15 protein-coding genes and 1 pseudogene are annotated in these 18,269 nt (G+C 55.7%); 7 read left to right on the top strand and 9 right to left on the bottom strand.

Annotated elements, in window-relative coordinates; genetic code table 11:
• The first annotated feature begins 88 nt into the window (after window positions 1-88).
• A complete protein-coding gene (locus tag AC1QQ2_RS07775; RefSeq protein ID WP_105236026.1) occupies window positions 89-571 on the top strand; it encodes an RNA pyrophosphohydrolase in 483 nt (160 codons plus the stop codon).
• Here the strand turns inward: AC1QQ2_RS07775 and AC1QQ2_RS07770 are convergent.
• From AC1QQ2_RS07770 to dapE, 3 genes are all read right to left on the bottom strand, one after another.
• The gene (locus AC1QQ2_RS07770; protein ID WP_479712730.1) at window positions 568-1,728 is read right to left on the bottom strand and encodes a lytic murein transglycosylase; all 1,161 of its coding nucleotides are present in this window, start codon (window positions 1,726-1,728) and stop codon (window positions 568-570) included. The two genes, AC1QQ2_RS07775 and AC1QQ2_RS07770, sit on opposite strands and share 4 nt — an antisense overlap.
• Before the next feature lie 113 nt (window positions 1,729-1,841).
• Window positions 1,842-4,100 (bottom strand): ribonuclease R, encoded by a 2,259-nt coding sequence (gene rnr, locus AC1QQ2_RS07765; RefSeq protein WP_479712716.1) that lies wholly within the window; start codon window positions 4,098-4,100, stop codon window positions 1,842-1,844.
• A gap of 95 nt (window positions 4,101-4,195) precedes the next feature.
• A complete protein-coding gene (gene dapE, locus AC1QQ2_RS07760) occupies window positions 4,196-5,344 on the bottom strand; it encodes a succinyl-diaminopimelate desuccinylase (protein ID WP_105236029.1) in 1,149 nt (382 codons plus the stop codon).
• 277 nt (window positions 5,345-5,621) lie between these two features.
• Between dapE and AC1QQ2_RS07755 the strand changes: the two genes are divergently transcribed.
• Both AC1QQ2_RS07755 and AC1QQ2_RS07750 read left to right on the top strand, forming a co-directional pair.
• Window positions 5,622-7,205, top strand: a complete 1,584-nt coding sequence (locus AC1QQ2_RS07755) for a Hint domain-containing protein (protein ID WP_479712715.1) — start codon at window positions 5,622-5,624, stop codon at window positions 7,203-7,205.
• Window positions 7,202-8,281, top strand: coding sequence for a Hint domain-containing protein (locus tag AC1QQ2_RS07750; RefSeq protein WP_479712714.1), 1,080 nt, complete (start codon window positions 7,202-7,204; stop codon window positions 8,279-8,281). The genes AC1QQ2_RS07755 and AC1QQ2_RS07750 overlap by 4 nt, the downstream gene beginning before the upstream one ends.
• Window position 8,282: 1 nt before the next feature.
• On the opposite strand, the pseudogene AC1QQ2_RS07745 reads toward AC1QQ2_RS07750, so the two are convergent.
• Together AC1QQ2_RS07745 and dapD are read right to left on the bottom strand one after the other, a co-directional pair.
• A pseudogene (locus AC1QQ2_RS07745) lies at window positions 8,283-8,616 on the bottom strand (hypothetical protein).
• A gap of 380 nt (window positions 8,617-8,996) precedes the next feature.
• A complete protein-coding gene (gene dapD, locus AC1QQ2_RS07740; protein WP_067547352.1) occupies window positions 8,997-9,824 on the bottom strand; it encodes a 2,3,4,5-tetrahydropyridine-2,6-dicarboxylate N-succinyltransferase in 828 nt (275 codons plus the stop codon).
• A gap of 86 nt (window positions 9,825-9,910) precedes the next feature.
• Between dapD and AC1QQ2_RS07735 the strand changes: the two genes are divergently transcribed.
• Window positions 9,911-10,759: an LOG family protein gene (locus AC1QQ2_RS07735; protein WP_479712713.1), complete on the top strand. Its 849-nt coding sequence runs from the start codon at window positions 9,911-9,913 to the stop codon at window positions 10,757-10,759.
• Between the two features lie 16 nt (window positions 10,760-10,775).
• Here the strand turns inward: AC1QQ2_RS07735 and rlmN are convergent, their stop codons facing one another.
• The 4 genes from rlmN to serB all read right to left on the bottom strand — a co-directional run bounded on the left by rlmN (window position 10,776) and on the right by serB (window position 14,401).
• A complete protein-coding gene (rlmN, locus tag AC1QQ2_RS07730; RefSeq protein WP_479712729.1) occupies window positions 10,776-11,957 on the bottom strand; it encodes a dual-specificity RNA methyltransferase RlmN in 1,182 nt (393 codons plus the stop codon).
• A 104-nt stretch (window positions 11,958-12,061) separates the two neighbouring features.
• Entirely contained in the window at window positions 12,062-12,589 is a 528-nt protein-coding gene (locus AC1QQ2_RS07725; RefSeq protein ID WP_479712712.1) for an invasion associated locus B family protein, read from the bottom strand.
• Between the two features lie 174 nt (window positions 12,590-12,763).
• Window positions 12,764-13,525 (bottom strand): TSUP family transporter, encoded by a 762-nt coding sequence (locus AC1QQ2_RS07720; RefSeq protein ID WP_479712711.1) that lies wholly within the window; start codon window positions 13,523-13,525, stop codon window positions 12,764-12,766.
• Window positions 13,526-14,401, bottom strand: a complete 876-nt coding sequence (gene serB, locus AC1QQ2_RS07715) for a phosphoserine phosphatase SerB (protein WP_479712710.1) — start codon at window positions 14,399-14,401, stop codon at window positions 13,526-13,528. It abuts the gene before it with no gap.
• Window positions 14,402-14,624: 223 nt separating this feature from the next.
• Here serB and AC1QQ2_RS07710 point away from each other — a divergent pair, with 223 nt between their 5' ends.
• From AC1QQ2_RS07710 to AC1QQ2_RS07700, 3 genes are all read left to right on the top strand, one after another.
• Window positions 14,625-15,770, top strand: a complete 1,146-nt coding sequence (locus tag AC1QQ2_RS07710; protein ID WP_249946745.1) for a phosphoserine transaminase — start codon at window positions 14,625-14,627, stop codon at window positions 15,768-15,770.
• A gap of 75 nt (window positions 15,771-15,845) precedes the next feature.
• Window positions 15,846-17,441 carry a phosphoglycerate dehydrogenase gene (gene serA, locus AC1QQ2_RS07705; RefSeq protein WP_105236038.1) on the top strand — a complete coding sequence of 532 codons (1,596 nt, stop codon included), beginning with the start codon at window positions 15,846-15,848 and terminating at the stop codon, window positions 17,439-17,441.
• 112 nt (window positions 17,442-17,553) lie between these two features.
• Window positions 17,554-18,267 carry a metallophosphoesterase family protein gene (locus AC1QQ2_RS07700; RefSeq protein ID WP_479712709.1) on the top strand — a complete coding sequence of 238 codons (714 nt, stop codon included), beginning with the start codon at window positions 17,554-17,556 and terminating at the stop codon, window positions 18,265-18,267.
• The last annotated feature ends 2 nt before the right edge of the window (window positions 18,268-18,269 follow it).

Raw genomic sequence — 18,269 nt, 5'->3', positions numbered from 1 at the left:
CCTAATCGTGCTGCCCTTTTTCGTTTGCCTTCTTGGCCTTATGGTGGCCGCGCGATAGACTTTGCCAAACCGTTGAAAGGCTCCTCCGATGACCCCTGAACAGATTGCTGCACTCCCCTACCGTCCTTGCGTGGGCGTTATGCTTGTCAATCAAGAGGGGCGGATTTTTGTCGGTCAACGCAACGACCGTGATCAAGATGCATGGCAAATGCCACAAGGCGGCATCGACAAAGGCGAAGACCCACGTGACGCCGCCCTGCGCGAGCTGTGGGAGGAAACGGGCGTTACATCTGACCTCGTGACCGTCGATGCCGAAACCGAAGGCTGGGTTGCCTACGATTTGCCGCATGATGTGGTCCCGAACATTTGGAAAGGCCGTTACAAAGGGCAAGAACAGAAATGGTTCCTGCTGCGCTTCAACGGGTCAGATGATCAGGTCAACATCGCGACCGAGCATCCAGAGTTCACCCAATGGAAATGGATCGATCCCGCCGACGTTGTGGCCTCCATAGTCCCGTTTAAACGTGCCGTTTATGAACAGGTGCTTGCGGAACTCGGCCCCAAAATCTAGCGAAGCCGTTCGAGCATATGAAGCGTTGGGCGCCCATCCGCAGGTAACCCCACACTGCTCTGCCATGCCCTAAGGGCTGCCCGAGTCTGCGGCCCCGGCCTGCCGTCTACAGACCCAGCGTTAAACCCCGCAGCATTCAGGTGTCGCTGCAATTCTGCAGCCTCAGCAGAAGTCAAACCACGATCACCACGGGGCCACGACGCAACAAATGGACCGCCCCCTGCAATACGGTCTGCCAAATGCCCGACGCCGATGACATAGGCCTCGGATGCGTTGTAGCGCTCAATCGTTCGGAAATTCGCGAATGTCATCAGCGCGACGCCACGCGCGCCTGCTGGCAAAAGTAACCCTGCCGATCCGTAATCAGGAACTGCTCGCCCATCGACACCAACAACGCCCTGACGCGCCCATTCTGACGGCATCCGCGTGATGCTGCGTCCCGCTTGTGCAAAATTGAAAGTGGATGGCAAACGCACCTCGACGCCCCAAGGCATTCCCCTTCGCCAATTGAAGCGCGCCAAGTAAGCGGCCGTCGATGCTAGAGCGTCAGTCGGATCATCGGACCAAATATCCCGCCGTCCATCACCGCTAAAATCGACGGCATAAGCCTCAAAGCTTGTCGGGATGAATTGAGTATGACCCATCGCGCCGGCCCAGCTGCCCACGAAATCTCGTTGCCGAACATGGCCAGCCTCAAGGATGCGTAGCGCTGCCATCAGCTGTTGCTCAAAGAACCGACCGCGCCGTCCGTCATAGGCGAGAGTGGCCAGTGCTTCTATCACTGGAATGTCACCGCGACGGGCGCCATATGCGCTTTCCATCCCCCAAATCGCACAAACGATCGCAGCGGGAACCCCATAGCGGTCCTCAATCTCGGCTAACAGGCGGCGATTGTCGCGGAACGCCCTGCGACCATTGGTGACTCTGCTCTCCGACACGACAAGGTCGAGGTAGTCCCAAATCTCGCGCCGAAACTCCGCCTGATTGCGATCCCGCTCGACCACTTCGGCGTTATAGCGAACGTTTGCAAAAGCCGCGTCGATGGTTCGTTGGGATATACCCCGCGAATGCGCTCGTGATTTGAAACTGGCAACCCAGCCGTCAAAACCGCTTTGCGCATAGGCCAAACTCGGCACAGACAAAGCACCCAAAACCATCGCGCGACGGGACAAAACCATAGGACTACTCACACCTTGAAACCTAGCTTCAAGGTAGATCACTCCTGAAAACTTACAACAAAAGCCTCAGAGACCTGCGAGATTACGCCGATCTACTTACGCGTTCGTTTCACCTTACGGCGCACCTTATCGGCTTTCTTCTTGGCGGCATTCGCTTTGCGTCGAACAGGTCGGCCACGGCCACCGCGCATTGGGCCCTTCGGCATGATGAAGTCATCGATAGAGATAATTTCACCGACGAGACCACCAGAGATCGGCGCGGCTTCGGTCAATTTCAGTGTAACCCGTTGGCCGAGGCCGATGACCATTCCCGACTGCGACCCAAAGAGCTGTTGGGCTTCGGCATCATAGTGGAAAAATTCGCTCCCGAGTGAACGCACAGGCACCAGGACGTCTGCGCCCGTTTCATCTAATTTCACGAAAACGCCGAACTTTTGAATGCCACTGATACGGCCAGGTAGCTCCGTCCCAACGCGGTCTTTCATAAACGCAGCGAGATAACGGTCAGTCGTATCTCGCTCGGCGATCATCGAACGGCGCTCGGTATCGCTGATTTGCTGCCCCGTCGCTTCGAGCATTTCGATGTCCCAATCGCTGAGACCATCGTTGCCCCATTTATGCGTCTTGATCAGAGCACGGTGCACGATGAGGTCGGAATATCGACGGATCGGCGAGGTGAAATGCGCATAGTTGCGCAGCGCCAAGCCAAAGTGACCAAAGTTATTCGGCCCGTAATAGGCCTGCGTCATCGACCGTAGGGTCGACATGTTGATCAACTCATCCTGCGGCGTGCCTTCAGCCTGACGGAGAAGTTGGTTGAGGTGGCGGGTCTGCAAAACCTGACCTTTGGCCAGCACCAGACCGCTTGCTTGCGCGACTTCACGTAGGCTGTCCAGCTTTTCGGGGCTTGGTTCTTCGTGCACGCGGAATAACAACGGCGTGCGGTGTTTGATCAGTTCTTCAGCGGCGGCAACGTTCGCCAGCACCATGAATTCTTCGATCAATTTGTGCGCATCGAACCGTTCTTTGAACGCGATCGACGTGACCTCGCCCGCGTCATTTAACACGATCCGACGTTCAGGCAGGTCCAATTCGAGAGGCTGACGCACCGCACGCGCCTTTTTCAACGCTTCATAGGCGGCGTAGAGCGGCTTCAAAACGGGTTCGAGGAGCGGACCTGTTTTCTCATTCGGCATGCCGTCGATGGCGGCTTGTGCCTCTTCATAGGCCAAAGAGGCCGCCGATCGCATCAATCCGCGCACGAACCGATGGCTGATTTTGCGCCCCTCAGCATCGATCCGCATCTCGACGGCCATACAAGCGCGATCAACAGCTTCGTGCAGCGAACATAGATCACCCGACAGACGGTCAGGCAGCATCGGGACAACACGATCAGGGAAATAAGACGAGTTTCCGCGCTTACGCGCCTCACGATCCAAGGCGGAGTTCGGGCGCACGTAATAAGCGACGTCGGCAATCGCGACCCAGAGATAGAAACCGCCTTCGTTGTCGGGCTCACTATCTGGAATTGCTAAGACCGCGTCATCCCTGTCGCGAGCATCGGCTGGGTCAATAGTGACAAGCGGCAGATGACGCAGATCGGTGCGGTCCTTAAGTTCCGCTGGCTTAACGCTGTCCGCCTCCGCGATCACATCGTCAGGAAATGCGTCGGGAATACCGTGTTGGTGGATCGCAATTAGGCTGACCGCTTTGGGTGCGGATGGGTCGCCAAGTCGATCAATAATGCGCGCTTTTGGCAGACCAAGCCGCCCTTTTGGGCCGCTCTGCTCTGCTTCGACCAATTCGCCGTCCTTGGCCCCTGCGGTCGCGCCCTCTGGAACGATCCATTGTTTGTCGGCTTTTTTATCGATGGGGACTATACGGCCACCCTCGTGGCTCTGCCGAAATACACCGACAATCCGCAACGGGTTTGACCCGACGCGACGGATCATGCGCGCAGTGTAATCGTAGTCCTCGCCTTTTACCTCGGTCATCCGACCCAAAATTCGGTCGCCAGGTGCCAAAGCGGGATCCGTATCGCGCTGGATCATAAGAATGCGTGGCATCGCACCATCACCACGCCACTCAAGCGGACGCGCCCACAGGTCACCGTTGTGATCAGGGTCGATCACTTGGAGCACCGCAACGGGCGGTAGTTTTTCAGCGTCGCGATACGACGACCGACGCTTGGTCAGCGCACCTTCATCTTCCAACTCTCGCAAGATGCGTTTGAGATCGATCCGCGCAGAGCCTTTGATGCCAAAGGCCTTAGCGATATCGCGCTTAGCGGTGAGGGTCGGGTTCGTGGAAATCCATTCGAGGATTTCCTCTTTTGAAGGAATACGTGTCATTCGACAGCCCTAGCACCAGACAGGGCACAGCGCACCCGCCTTCTTTGATGAAACCATAGTCTGGTCCCGATCCAACGTCTTGCGAAAGTCAGGGATCAACCGAAATAATCGTTCAGAATTCGGGTGTAGATGGATTTCAACTGACCGATCTGGTCAACCGCGACACGTTCATCCACCTGATGCATTGTTTTCCCGACAAGGCCGAACTCGACCACGGGACAGTGGTTTTTGACAAACCGTGCATCCGATGTGCCACCCGAAGTTGATAGCTCGGGTGTTTTGCCCGTCACAGCCTGAACCGATTTTGACACCAGATCCGACAACTCACCCGGAGGCGTGACGAAGCTTTCACCCGAAATTTTCACGCGCATATCGACTTTGACGCCGAACTCAACGGCGATCTTATCGGCTTCGCCCTGCATCCAAGCGGTCAGGCTTTCACCTGTATGAAGGTCGTTATAGCGGATATTCACGGCCGCGCGGGTCTGCGCAGGGATCACGTTAGTCGCGGGGTTGCCCGTGTCGACTGTGACGAAAGCCAGCGTCGATGGATCAAAGTGATCGGTGCCACTGTCCAACTCATGCGACGACATACGATCAACCAGCCGCGCCAGCGCAGGAATAGGATTGTTCGCGCGATGCGGATAGGCCGAGTGACCTTGAACGCCTGTCACAGTGAACCACGCCGTCAGCGATCCGCGGCGCCCGATCTTCATCATTTCGCCCATTTCATTCGGGCATGTCGGCTCACCAACCAGACAGACCGACATGGATTCACCCTGCTGATCCATCCAATCCAAAAGAGCGACCGTGCCATCATCGGCATCACCCTCTTCGTCACCTGTGATGGCGATCGCAATCGCGCCATCGGGCGGCGTTTGTTTCACAAAATCAATAGCCGCAGCCACGAATGCCGCAACGCCAGACTTCATATCCGTCGTACCGCGCCCATACATGAACCCGTCTTTGATCTCTGCGCCAAAAGGATCAACGGTCCAGTCGTCCCGATTTCCCAATGGTACGACATCCGTATGACCATTGAACCCGAACGTGCGGTTCGCCCCTTTACGGCCCCATCGCGCGTATAGGTTCGAAATTCCGCCACGGTCCACGCGCGTGCAGTCAAATCCAGATGCGCTCAATAGCTCTTCGAGCAGCACCAAAGCGCCACCTTCGGCGGGCGTCACAGAGGGACAGCGGACAAGTTGAGCGGTAAGATCAACGGGATCGATAGGTGCGGTCATGAGCGTCTCCTTTGCACCAGCCCTACCCAAGCCCCAAAGGCGATGCAATCAGGCGAATGTGGCGACTGGAACACAAAAATGCCACATGAGTAAATTTACCTATACAAAAGTGTTAACAAAAAATCTTTGCACAGGTTATGGTTGTCTCAAAATAGAGACCCGAGGCAGGGCAGACCCCAAGATGGTCAGTGGCGAGCAGTAAAGCCACATTTATAGAGTTCGGATTTTGTGTCCGTCTTGAAGCATGCGCTGACCTTGGCAGAGAGCTGAGGCAAAGATGGTTAGTGGAGTCGAAATCGGTTACAATACCGGTGCGAGCGCCATGCAGATGGCCGAAACAATTTTCGGCGACGGCGTCACAGTTGTGTCCGCCTCCTACACGGGCGACAACAGGTCATCTGCGATTTACACAAACGGTGATCTCACTGGCGGTGTCGCGCCGTCAGACACGGGTGTCATCCTATCTACGGGTCAAGCCTCCAGCTTTACCACGTCGAACCGATGGCAATCGAACACATCCACCAGCACCACAACGAACACGTCAGGCGTCAACAATGACGCTGACTTCAACGCGATTAGCGGCGGTTCGACCTATGATGCGGCTTGGCTCGATGTAAGCTTTATCCCGACAGGCGACACACTAACGCTGAGCTTTGTTTTCGCGTCGGAAGAATTTCCGGAATACACCACATCATCGTTCAACGACGCCGTGGGCGTATGGGTCAATGGTGTCCACGTTCCCCTATCGATCGGGGACGGCACGACCTCTGTGAACAACGTAGGTGGCCCAACGGGTTCCAACCTTTACGTCGACAACACCCAAGACCAATACAATACGGAAATGGATGGCTTTACCGTCACCATGACCCTGAACATCCCCGTCGATCCCAACATCTTGAACACGATTAAGATCGGGATCGCAGACGTTGGTGACAGCAGCTACGACTCAAACATCCTGATCGCTGCGGATTCTGGTCAAACAACCCTCATCGCCGTGACTGATGATGTGTCGATGTATGCCAACGGAACCAAAACGTTTGACCTGCTTGGCAACGATACGAACGCCACCTCAGGCACCCTTCAGATCACAGAAATCAACGGTGTTCCGGTTACGGCAGGCAGCACACTGACACTGACAACAGGCCAAACGATCACTTTAAACGCTGACGGCACAATCACGGTTGTTGCCGATAGCGACGGGGAAGCAGTCAACTTTACCTACCAAGTTGACGCCTTGGACGGTTCGACTGTCGTCGGAACCTCGACGGGTATAGTCAACCTTGACGTTATTCCCTGTTTTGTCTCTGGCACGTTGATTTCCACAACGCGGGGTATGGTGCCGGTCGAAGACCTTTCTATCGGTGACATGGTCCTCACCATGGACGAAGGCCCGCAGCCTTTACGCTGGATCGGCAATCGCGAAGTCGAAGCCACGGGGAAAATGGCACCCGTCCTGATCGAAGCGAATGCAATCGGTGAGCACGACGCGTTGATGGTATCACCGCAGCACCGTGTTCTCATGAGGGACCCGCTTGCCGCACTGCTCTTTGGCGAAGAAGAGGTGTTAGTCAAAGCGCGAGATTTGGTGAACGGATCAACCATTCGCCACGTCGAAGGCGGAACGGTCACCTACCACCACATCCTGTTTGACCGCCATCAAGTCGTCTATTCCGAAGGCCTCCCGACAGAGAGCTTCCACCCCGGCCCACAGGCAACAAATCAATTCGACCCAGAAGTGCTCGAAGAAATTTGCACGCTGTTCCCAGAATTGACGCCAGAGACTGGAATGAACCACGGCCCTGCCGCGCGACTTTCGCTGAAATCATACGAGGCTCGCCTCCTTGCCGAGGCTGCTGCATGAGTTGGATCGGCCTGCGCGATCACAACGGTACCCAGCGGTTTCACCCCAGTGGGTTAATCGGTGATCAAACCAAGGTGAAACGGGTTTCGGCCGATGCCCCGATCGCCAAGGGCACGCTGCTTATCGAAACCATCCATGACCCCGATAAGGTCAGGCGTAATTTGCTACGGTTCGCGGCAAATACCCCGTGGCACAGCGCCCTAAGGCTGACTTTGGACCCAGATGGGACCTTACGGTTGCTGATGGGGCAGGGGCAGGTCACCGCAGATTTTGCGTTGAAAACCGACCTACATACCCACAAAGGCACCGCCGCAATCTGGTTCACATGGGACGCACCAGCCCGCAAGGGTCTGTTGGCCGTCCTAACCTCGACCAATGAGTTCTATTGCTGTGATCTCTTTGCCCCGATCCCGCTGTGCTTTCGGGACGCAGACCGCATTTGCACACATCCCCAAGCAACCCAGATGGACTCTGCAACGACATTCGTTGCGATTGCCGATAGCATCGAACCTGTCGGGCCGCCCGCAACCCTCTCGGGCCAATCGATCATCGAAACACCCAACGGCCACGTCCGTCTCGAGACGCTGAAACCAGGGGCAACGGTTGTTACTGCAGATGGAGAAACGGCTCAGATCCGATCAATCGCCGAGCAAACGCTGCCTGCCCGCGGTATGTTCACACCACATATTATTCGCGCACCCTATTACGGAGCGAGAACCGATTTGATCATTGGTCCACGCCAGCATGTCGAACTCGGCGGATCAAAAATCGAATACCTGTTCTTGACGGAATATGTGCTGACTGAGGTTGGCCACCTGACAGACGGACGCGAGGTTCTGGCCACCAGTCAGAGCGATCTTGTGACGTATTACCATGTCATGCTCGACCGCCATGACGTCCTCGAACTTACAGGTGTTCGTTTGACCAGCCTTGACCCTGCACCATTCCGCCAAAACGCTGCAATGCGTCAGCACGGCATCCTGCGCGACGTGCCACAGGAATTGCTACCGACAGGCCCATCAATTGACCTGCAGCATCTCAGAAATTTCGAAGCTGTATTGATCCCGAACCGCTAGATCAGGCGTCGTTCTTGTCAAAGAACGGGGTCATCTGCGCGACGATCACGCTGTTTTCTTCAAGCGCGCGCCATCAGTTCCTGTTCGTCTTCGTCGATATCGTGACCTTCGGCAAGACGTTCATCCAAAGTGCCATAACCCGTCACGTCCAGCGGATTTAGGTCGGCCTGCTTTAGGATCGCAACCGTTTCGCGGACGGCTTCAGCTTCATCAACACCGCTGGAATAGCACATCAGCGCGGCGCCAGTGCTGCCATCTGGCAGACCGTCACCCTCTTTGCGACCGACCTGAACCAAAAGGGTGTAGACCTGTTGTTTGGTGTCTTTTTTGACCATTTCGGCCCCCTCTTGCCTTGTTCGGCGCATGATTAACGGTTGAGACCGTTTGACTGCGAACGCGATGATTTTCAAGTGGCGCCGCAAACCGCATTATACTTTTGCACCGCGAAAATCGGCAAAACCTACTCAAATGATCCCCGAAAATAACCCTTAGGTGAATAGACCTGTTCACCTATTTAGCCCCTAATGCGTGTGTCGAGACACTTCATTCGCATGTGGTGTCGCTTCAGTCTTTCAGAGACGCGGGTGACTCTCCGTCACGCCCACGTCACGACTTTGCCCCGCAAGCTACCGCTCGCGGGGCTTTTTTATGGCCGCGACAAAAACAAAGGCGCGCCCAAAATGGACGCGCCCTAAACGCAATATGCGATAGATAATTAATCGCGCAGGAGTTCGTTGATGCCTGTTTTCGAACGTGTGCGTTCGTCCACACGTTTCACAATCACAGCGCAGTACAAGTTGATACCGTTCTTAGACGGCATCGAACCCGAGACGACGACGGAATACGGCGGCACTTCACCGTAGAAAACTTCGCCCGTTTCGCGGTCAACAATTTTGGTCGATTGGCCGATGTAAACGCCCATGCCCAGAACCGAACCTTCACGGATGATACAGCCTTCGACGACTTCCGAACGCGCACCGATAAAGCAGTTGTCTTCGATGATGGTCGGGCCAGCCTGCATGGGTTCAAGAACGCCACCGATACCTACGCCACCCGACAGGTGAACGTGTTTACCGATTTGTGCGCACGACCCTACGGTCGCCCATGTGTCAACCATAGTGCCTTCACCTACGTGCGCACCTAGGTTCACGAAGGACGGCATCAGAACAACGCCTTTTGCAATATACGCAGACTTACGAACAACTGCGTTCGGAACAGCACGGAAGCCGGCCGCTTGGAAGTCTTCAGCGCCCCAACCTTTGAACTTGCTGTCGACCTTGTCCCACCAGCTGTGACCCTGCGGACCACCAGACTGAAGCTCCATATCCTTGATACGGAAGCCCAAGAGCACGGCCTTTTTCGCCCATTGGTTTACATGCCATTGACCGTCATCCTGACGTTCGGCAACACGCAGTGCACCGCTATCAAGCGCGTTGAGCGTATCTTCAATCGCTTCACGGGTTTCGCCCGTGGTCGCAGGGGTGATCGTATCGCGGGCTTCCCACGCGGCTTCGATGGCAGCTTCGAGCTGGACGTTCGACATGTGGCCTCTCGGTGTTAGATGTGGTTTGAACCTTCCGTGGGGCTATAGACCGTTTCGCCCCCAAAGAGCAATAAAAGGCACGACCGATGAGAGACGACAACCGACGCCACCCCCTTCGCCACTCAGGAGAAGACCGTCAGGCCGCCAAACACATCCCTGACACTCCGCAGACGCGGTCGCCGACCTACAAACTGGCGTTTTCAGACACCGATTTCATGTGTCGCGAAGATCTCCGCCCCGTCCGTCTGCAACTCGAACTCCTGAAAACAGAGTTGGCGATGGACGAAGCTCAGATCGAATCAACGATCGTTCTGTTCGGTGGTGCGCGGATTCCAGCACCCGAAAACAAAGCCACGGCGCGAACACCGACGCTCTCTGATCTGTCGAAATACTATGATGAAGCACGACGCTTTGCCCGCATGATGACCGAGCTTTCGCTGAAAAATGGGGGCCATGAGAACGTCATCGTCACTGGTGGTGGTCCGGGCGTGATGGAAGCGGGCAACCGTGGCGCGGCTGAGGCAGGCGGTAAATCAATCGGCTTGAACATCGTCCTTCCGCACGAGCAAGCGCCAAACCAATACGTGACGCCAGAACTGTGTTTCAACTTCCACTACTTCGCCATTCGGAAGATGCACTTCCTGATGCGCGCGAAAGCGGTGTGCGTGTTCCCAGGTGGTTTCGGAACCTTGGACGAAATGTTCGAAAGTTTGACCCTGATTCAGACAGGTCGAATGGAGCAAGTTCCCTTCTTACTCTTCGGTAAGGAATTCTGGGAGAAGATCATCAACTGGGAGGCACTGTCCGACGCGGGCACCATCTCGGATCAAGATCTGGCGCTCTTCCGCTATGTTGAAACAGCCGAAGAGGCGATGGACGCGCTCGCAAACTGGGAAAACGTAGGTCAAAAGCGCGGGTCTATCCCGGGACGTTGACCGAATGGGCGGGGCTTTAGAGCCCCGCTTCTGCTTCGATCTGAGCGCGCGATTTACGTGCCCGTTCAGTTGCGGATTTCAACTGACCGCAGGCGGCCATGATGTCCTCACCGCGCGGCGTGCGGATTGGTGACGCGTAGCCCGCTTCCATCAGGATCCGTGCAAATGCATGAATACGGTTGTTTGACGACCGTTTATACGGAGCCCCCGGCCATTCGTTGAACGGGATCAGGTTCACTTTCGCCGGAATACCGTCGAGCAGTTTGACCAACCGATGCGCGTCTTCAAAAGTGTCGTTCACACCGTCGAGCATCACATATTCAAACGTAATCCGTTCGCTATTCGTCGCCTTTGGATATTCGCGAAGTGCGTCCAAAAGCGTCTCAATGTTCCACTTTTTGTTCACGGGAACGAGCTTATCGCGCACTTCATCGGTCGTTGCGTGGAACGATACCGCGAGAAGGCAGCCAATTTCCTCGGCAGTCCGTGCGATTTCGGGAACAACACCAGAGGTCGACAGCGTGATGCGGCGACGGCCCAGTGCGATGCCTTCACCATCCATGGTGATCTTCATCGCATCACGGACGTTTTCGAAATTATAGAGCGGCTCGCCCATGCCCATCAGAACGATGTTAGACAGCAAACGTGGGCCATCATCACCAGTGCCAGTGCCTGGCTCGGGCCATTCATCCAAATCATCGCGCGCCAGCATGATCTGACCAACGATCTCAGATGCGGTCAGGTTGCGCACCAATTTCTGCGTGCCCGTATGGCAGAACGAACAGGTCAGCGTGCAGCCAACTTGGGAAGACACGCACAGCGTTCCGCGGCCTTCCTCAGGAATGTAGACAATCTCGACCTCGTGGCCGCCCGCAATACGAACGAGGTATTTGCGGGTGCCATCCTCGGACACCAGCTTTGTCACCAACTCAGGACGCTCAATCACGAAATTCTCGGAGAGCATCTTGCGATAGTCTTTGGACAGGTTGGTCATAACGTCGAAATCGGTCACGCCCCAGTGGTAGACCCACTGCCACACCTGATTGAGGCGCATCTTGGCCTGCTTCTCGGGCGTACCTGCTTCGATCAATGCCTCACGCATTTGTTCGCGGGTCATGCCAGCAAGGTTTCTGGCTCCCTCCGGCAGTTTGCGGGGGATTGTCAGGACGTCTTGGGTAATCGGAGCAGTCGCGGTCATAGCAGCCTCGGGTGCGGGTAGATGGGCGCTCATATAGGATTCGGGGCAGAATTCAAAAGAATTCCGCCCCAATATAAGTCAAATAATGGTGCAGCGGGTCGAAATTAACCAGCGCAGCGGCGCTGAGCCTCTTCCAACGATGCCGTGAAACCCAAAAGCGAGAAGCTATCTTTGGTCACGGTCCCACGTGCAGAACGCGCTGTCAGCACAGCCTCAGAGCCAGCACGCATCGCCGCAACAATCTGTGCATCGGCTTCGGCATTAGCAGGCCAAGCGTTTTCGCCCTGAACGTAGAGATCATACGCGCGTCCACCGATTTCCATCTTCACAGTTGATTCACCTGCGAACGGATACCCACCCGTGAACACCACTTGGCCATTCAGACCAGCAGAGGGCTTAAAGAAAACGTAGAGCAGGATATCACCACGGCGCACCGCAACCACGTTGCCATCGCGTGTGTTCACTGTCTCTTTGGGTGCCGAAACGATCCAGCATTCGCGCGGATCATTGCCCTCGAAGACGCTCCAGTCGGTGTTGGCGGCTACGCGATTGTCAGAGTCCTGCGCGACAGCAACACTAGCCGTACCGAGCGCAAGAGCGACAACTGCCGCACGCATCATTCCAGAAATCATTAGACAGCCTCCAAGCTGTTTTTGCCTCTTCTTCCACTCACCCGATGCTCTACCGTCACCGTTCCGCCAGCGGATCTATTCTCTCGATGTTGTATCTTTACCAAGAAAAGAGGCCTATGGGAAAGTCCTATTGGCGCACGAAATTGTGCGGATTCCCGCCTGAACGCCCTGAACTCAGGCCATTGCATCCCAAATCAGCTTAATCGCCATCGCTGTAGAGGCGATCACTAGAACGGGTTTGATAACGCGCGAGCCGACTTTCATCGCCAATTTAGAGCCCAGATAAGCCCCTGCCATCTGCCCCGCGCCCATACATAGCCCCGTCACCCAGAGCGGTTTAGCCACCAACGCAAAGGCAAGCGTCGCACCCACGTTGGATGCAAAGTTCAGTAGTTTTGTATGCGCCGTCGCTTTCAGCACGCCATAGCCACCCAAGGCGACGAAACCGAGCATGAAAAACGCCCCCGTGCCTGGCCCGAGGAGGCCATCATAAAACCCGATTACGGGCACGAACGCGATCATGAATAGAGCTGGGCTGATGCGTTGCACTCGATCCAGATCATCCAAACCAGGTTTAAATGCAAAGAAGAGCGCGACTGCGATCAGCAAAACGGGCAAGCCCAAGCGGATCACATCTGTGGGCAGGAACGAGGCGAGCAACGCACCTGCGATCGATGCTGCAAATGACATCAACGCTGAGGGCATTTGGGCTAACAGGTTCACATGCCCAGCCCGCGCATAGTTGATCGCAGCCATACCTGCGCCAAACAATCCTTGGACCTTATTCGTTGCGAGAGCCGTAATCGGGTTCAGACCAGCTATCAGCAGCGCAGGAATGGTAATCAATCCACCACCGCCCGCGATCGAATCGATAAAGCCCGCCACAAACGCAGCGCCCGTGAGCAGAACGAGTAGTTCGATAGAATGTTCTAGCACTTAGGATACAAACTCGCTGCGTTTATACCCCTGAAGATAGAGGAGTGCGGTCAAATCGCCGTGGTTAATACGAACGTTGCACTCTGCCTGCACACTTGGTTTCGCGTGAAGCGCCACGCCAGTGCCCGCACGACCGAGCATACCGAGGTCGTTCGCGCCATCACCAACGGCAATCACATCGGCCTCTGAGATACCCAGACGCGCTGTGATCTCTTCCAGCGCCTGAACCTTCGCTTCGCGACCAAGGATCGGGTAGCCGACTTTACCCGTCAGCTTACCATCTTCCGCAATCAAGGTATTCGCTCGGTTTTCATCAAACCCAAGCGCCGTCGCGATGCGCGATGTGAACGCGGTAAATCCGCCAGACACCAAGGCCGCATAGCCGCCCTGTGCTTTCATTGTCTGCACCAGTTCGTAACCGCCTGGCATATGGGTGATGCGGGTATTCAGAACGTGTCCGATAACAGCCTCATCCAACCCTGCCAAAAGGCCAACACGCTCTTCCAGTGCGCCGTTGAAATCCAACTCGCCATTCATCGCGCGCTTTGTGATGTCTGCGACCCGCTCACCTACGCCAGCTTCGGCGGCCAGTTCATCGATGCATTCCTGACGGATCATCGTCGAATCCATATCGGCAAGGAGCATCTTTTTGCGACGTCCTTCGGTCGGCTGGATCACCAAATCGATCCCATTCGACTGCAGGTCGGACCAAACATCCCAAAAATTCGACGGCTCTACGGGCACTTCGAACTCCGCTGCCTCATCAACCGACAACCAAATCGCGTCGCCACCGCCCCACGCATTGCGGAGCGATTCCACCAATGGCGTTTCGATTTTACGCTCTGACGGTGCACAAAGAAGGGTGACGGTGAACATCGAACAACTCCGGTTACGACTGGTTTTGCTAGCGTTTCGCATATCCCTAAGCCGCTGCCAAGCAGGTCCGAAGTTTCCGATAGTAGTCGCAGATGGTCCAATTACGACCTTTTGCCGAAAACAAGCGTCATTTTCCCCATTGCAGCTTTCTGCACTGCCGCATATGTCCAGCAGCGGGACACCTCTCCCCAACGAGAGGCGCTTATCTGAAAGGGTACCAGAAATGGTCAAAGAGACTCCGGCAACGCGTCCGGCAAATGCGCGTTTTTCTTCCGGCCCCTGCGCCAAGATTCCAGCCTTCGAACTCAATATGCTCGCCGACGCTCCAATGGGTCGCTCGCACCGCGCTGCTGTTGGTAAAGCGAAGCTGAAAGAGGCAATCGACCTCACCCGTGAAATTCTCGGCGTTCCCGCCGACTACCGCATCGGCATTGTTCCAGCGTCTGATACTGGCGCTGTTGAGATGGCCATGTGGTCGATGCTCGGCGCTCGTGGCGTCGACATGGTCGCTTGGGAATCCTTCGGAGAAGGCTGGGTCACCGACGTTGTGAAACAGCTGAAACTAGACGCAAACGTTCACAAAGCTGCTTATGGCGAAATCGTCGATTTCACCAAAGTGAACTTTGACAACGACGTTGTCTTTACTTGGAACGGCACCACTTCGGGCGTTCGCCTGCCGTCTGGCGATGCGATCCCTGCGGACCGCGCTGGCCTGACCATTTGCGACGCGACCTCCGCCGCTTTCGCGATGGACCTCGCTTGGGACAAACTCGACGTTGTGACCTTCTCTTGGCAGAAGGTTATGGGCGGCGAAGGTGCCCACGGCATCCTGATCCTCAGCCCACGCGCGGTTGAACGCCTCGAAACTTACGTACCTGCATGGCCGCTGCCAAAGATCTTCCGCATGACCAAAGGCGGCAAGCTGATCGAAGGTATCTTTGTTGGTGAAACCATCAACACGCCGTCGATGCTGGCTGTTGAGGACTACCTTGTTGCGCTGAAATGGGCGCAAAACCTCGGTGGCCTGAATGCATTGATCGCACGTTCGACCGCCAACGCTCAGGCCATCTGGGACTTTTGCGCAACTCGCGACTGGATCGCTAACCTTGCTGTTTCCGACGACATTCGTTCGAACACTTCGGTTTGCTTGAAGTTCACCGACGACCGCATCCAAGACGGCGCTGCATTTGCCAAGGCCGTAGCAAAACGTCTCGAAAAAGAAGGTGTTGCGCTGGATGTGGGTGCCTACCGTGACGCGCCTGCTGGTTTGCGTATCTGGTGTGGTGCAACCGTCGAAACCTCGGACATCGAAGCAATGCTTCCGTGGCTCGAGTGGGCATTCGAAGCAGAAATCGAAGCACAAGCGTGATCTTGCGGGGCGCGACTAACCGCGCCCTTACCCCCCAATTTTCGGGCAGATGCCCACAAACAAAGGAGCCCCATCATGGCCCCCAAAGTTCTTATTTCCGACGAACTCTCCCCCGCAGCCGTTCAGATCTTTAAAGATCGCGGTCTCGAAGTCGACTTCCAGCCTCAGCTTGGCAAAGACAAAGAAGCGCTCGAAGCGATCATCGGCAACTACGATGGTCTCGCGATCCGCTCTGCGACCAAAGTAACCGAGAAAATCATCGCTGCTGCGACCAACCTCAAAGTCGTCGCTCGCGCTGGTATCGGCGTCGATAACGTGGACATCCCGACTGCCTCGAAAAAAGGTATCATCGTGATGAACACGCCCTTCGGCAACATGATCACCACGGCTGAGCACGCTATCGCGATGATGTTCGCTGTCGCACGTCAAATCCCCGAAGCGTCCGCATCTACTCATGCTGGCAAATGGGAAAAGTCAAAATTCATGGGTGTTGAGCTGACCGGCAAAACACTTGGCGTTATTGGCGCGGGTAACATTGGTTCGATCGTGATCGATCGCGCTCAAGGCCTGAAAATGAAGGTCGTTGCATACGATCCGTTCCTGTCCGAAGAACGCGCTGCGAAAATCGGTGTTGAGAAACTGGAGCTCGACGAGCTGCTCGCACGTGCTGACTTCATCACCCTGCACGTTCCGCTGACCGACTCGACCCGTAACATCCTGTCGCGCGAAAACCTCGCGAAAACCAAACCGGGCGTTCGCATTGTGAACTGTGCTCGCGGTGGTCTGGTTGACGAGGAAGCTCTCGCTGACATGCTGAAATCGGGCCATGTTGCTGGTGCTGCGTTCGACGTGTTCTCGGTCGAGCCTGCGAAAGAAAACCCGCTGTTCAACCTGCCGAACGTTGTCTGCACCCCGCACTTGGGCGCAGCTACTTCGGAAGCTCAGGAAAACGTGGCACTTCAGGTTGCAGAACAAATCTCTGACTACCTACTGACTGGCGCTGTTACCAACGCACTCAACATGCCGTCCGTGACCGCCGAAGAAGCAAAAGTCATGGGGCCGTGGATCAAGCTGGCTGGTCACCTCGGTAACTTCATCGGCCAGATGACCGACGAACCGATCAAAGCAATCAACGTGATGTATGACGGCGTCGTTTCTGACATGAACCTCAAAGCGCTCGATTGCGGCGTGATTGCAGGCATCATGAAGAAAGCGAACCCCGACGTGAACATGGTGTCCGCACCTGTGATCGCCAAAGAACGCGGTATCAAACTCTCGACCACCACTCAGGATCAGTCGGGCGCGTTCGAAGGCTACATCAAAGTGACCGTTGTCACTGACGGTTACGAGCGTTCGGTTGCTGGCACGGTGTTCTCTGATGGCAAGCCGCGCTTTATCCAAATCAAAGGCATCAACGTCGACGCCGAAGTTGGTCAACACATGCTTTACACCACCAACGAAGACGTTCCGGGCATCATCGGTACGCTGGGTTCGACGCTTGGCAACAATGGCGTCAACATCGCGAACTTTACCCTTGGTCGCGCTGGCGCAGGTGGCGAAGCAATTGCGCTTCTTTATGTAGACGAAGCGCTCAATGCTGAGACACTAAAAGCCCTGTCTGAAACCGGTAAATTCAAGCAGGTCAAACCGCTGGTCTTTGACGTCGCCTAATCCACGCTACATTCACTACAAGGGGGCGGGTTTCCGCCCCTTTTTCCATTTGAAGCCCTGCCGTTACACAGGCCAACTATGACGAGGGCTTACCACACGTTCGGGACACATCATGATTTACGCTATTGGCGATATTCACGGCCAAATCGACCAACTCGAAAACGCACTTCGCCTTATTGAAATTGATGGTGGTGCAGACGCTCATATCGTCTTTCTCGGGGATTATACGGACCGTGGTCCCAATAGCCGCGCCGTCGTCGAGCGACTGCTGAATGGCATTGCCGAAGGTCGGAACTGGACCGTGCTCCGCGGCAACCATGACCGAATGTTCTGTCGTTATCTCGCGGATGGCACCGAGCACGACTCCCAGATCAAGTCTGGCAAAGGTTGGTTCGATCCTGCCCTCGGCGGGACAGAAACCCTACGGTCTTATGGAGTCGACGTTGGCGGCACCGACACACTCAAACGTGCCCAAGCCGCCGTTCCCCCCGAACACCTCGCATTCTTGGAAAGTCGCCCGCTCTGGTTCGAAACTGACGAGCTGATCTTTGTTCACGCAGGCATTCGTCCCAACATTGCGATGGAGGACCAGATTGAGGACGACCTGATCTGGATCCGCATTGGTTTCCTGGATCACGAAGGCCCATTCGAGAAACTGATCGTTCACGGTCATACCGCGCTAGACACGCCAACTCACTTCGGCAATCGGGTCGATCTTGATGGCGGCGCTGGCTATGGCCGTCCGCTCGTTCCTGCGGTATTTGATGGGACCACCTGTTTTACTTTGACCGATCAGGGGCGCGTTCCGCTACTACCGTCGGTCTGAAA

The organism is Aestuarium sp., assembly GCF_023253315.1.
Lineage (GTDB): Bacteria > Pseudomonadota > Alphaproteobacteria > Rhodobacterales > Rhodobacteraceae > Marivivens > Marivivens donghaensis.
Note: the sequence above shows the minus strand (reverse complement) of the source record. Positions and strands in the feature narration are given on the sequence as shown.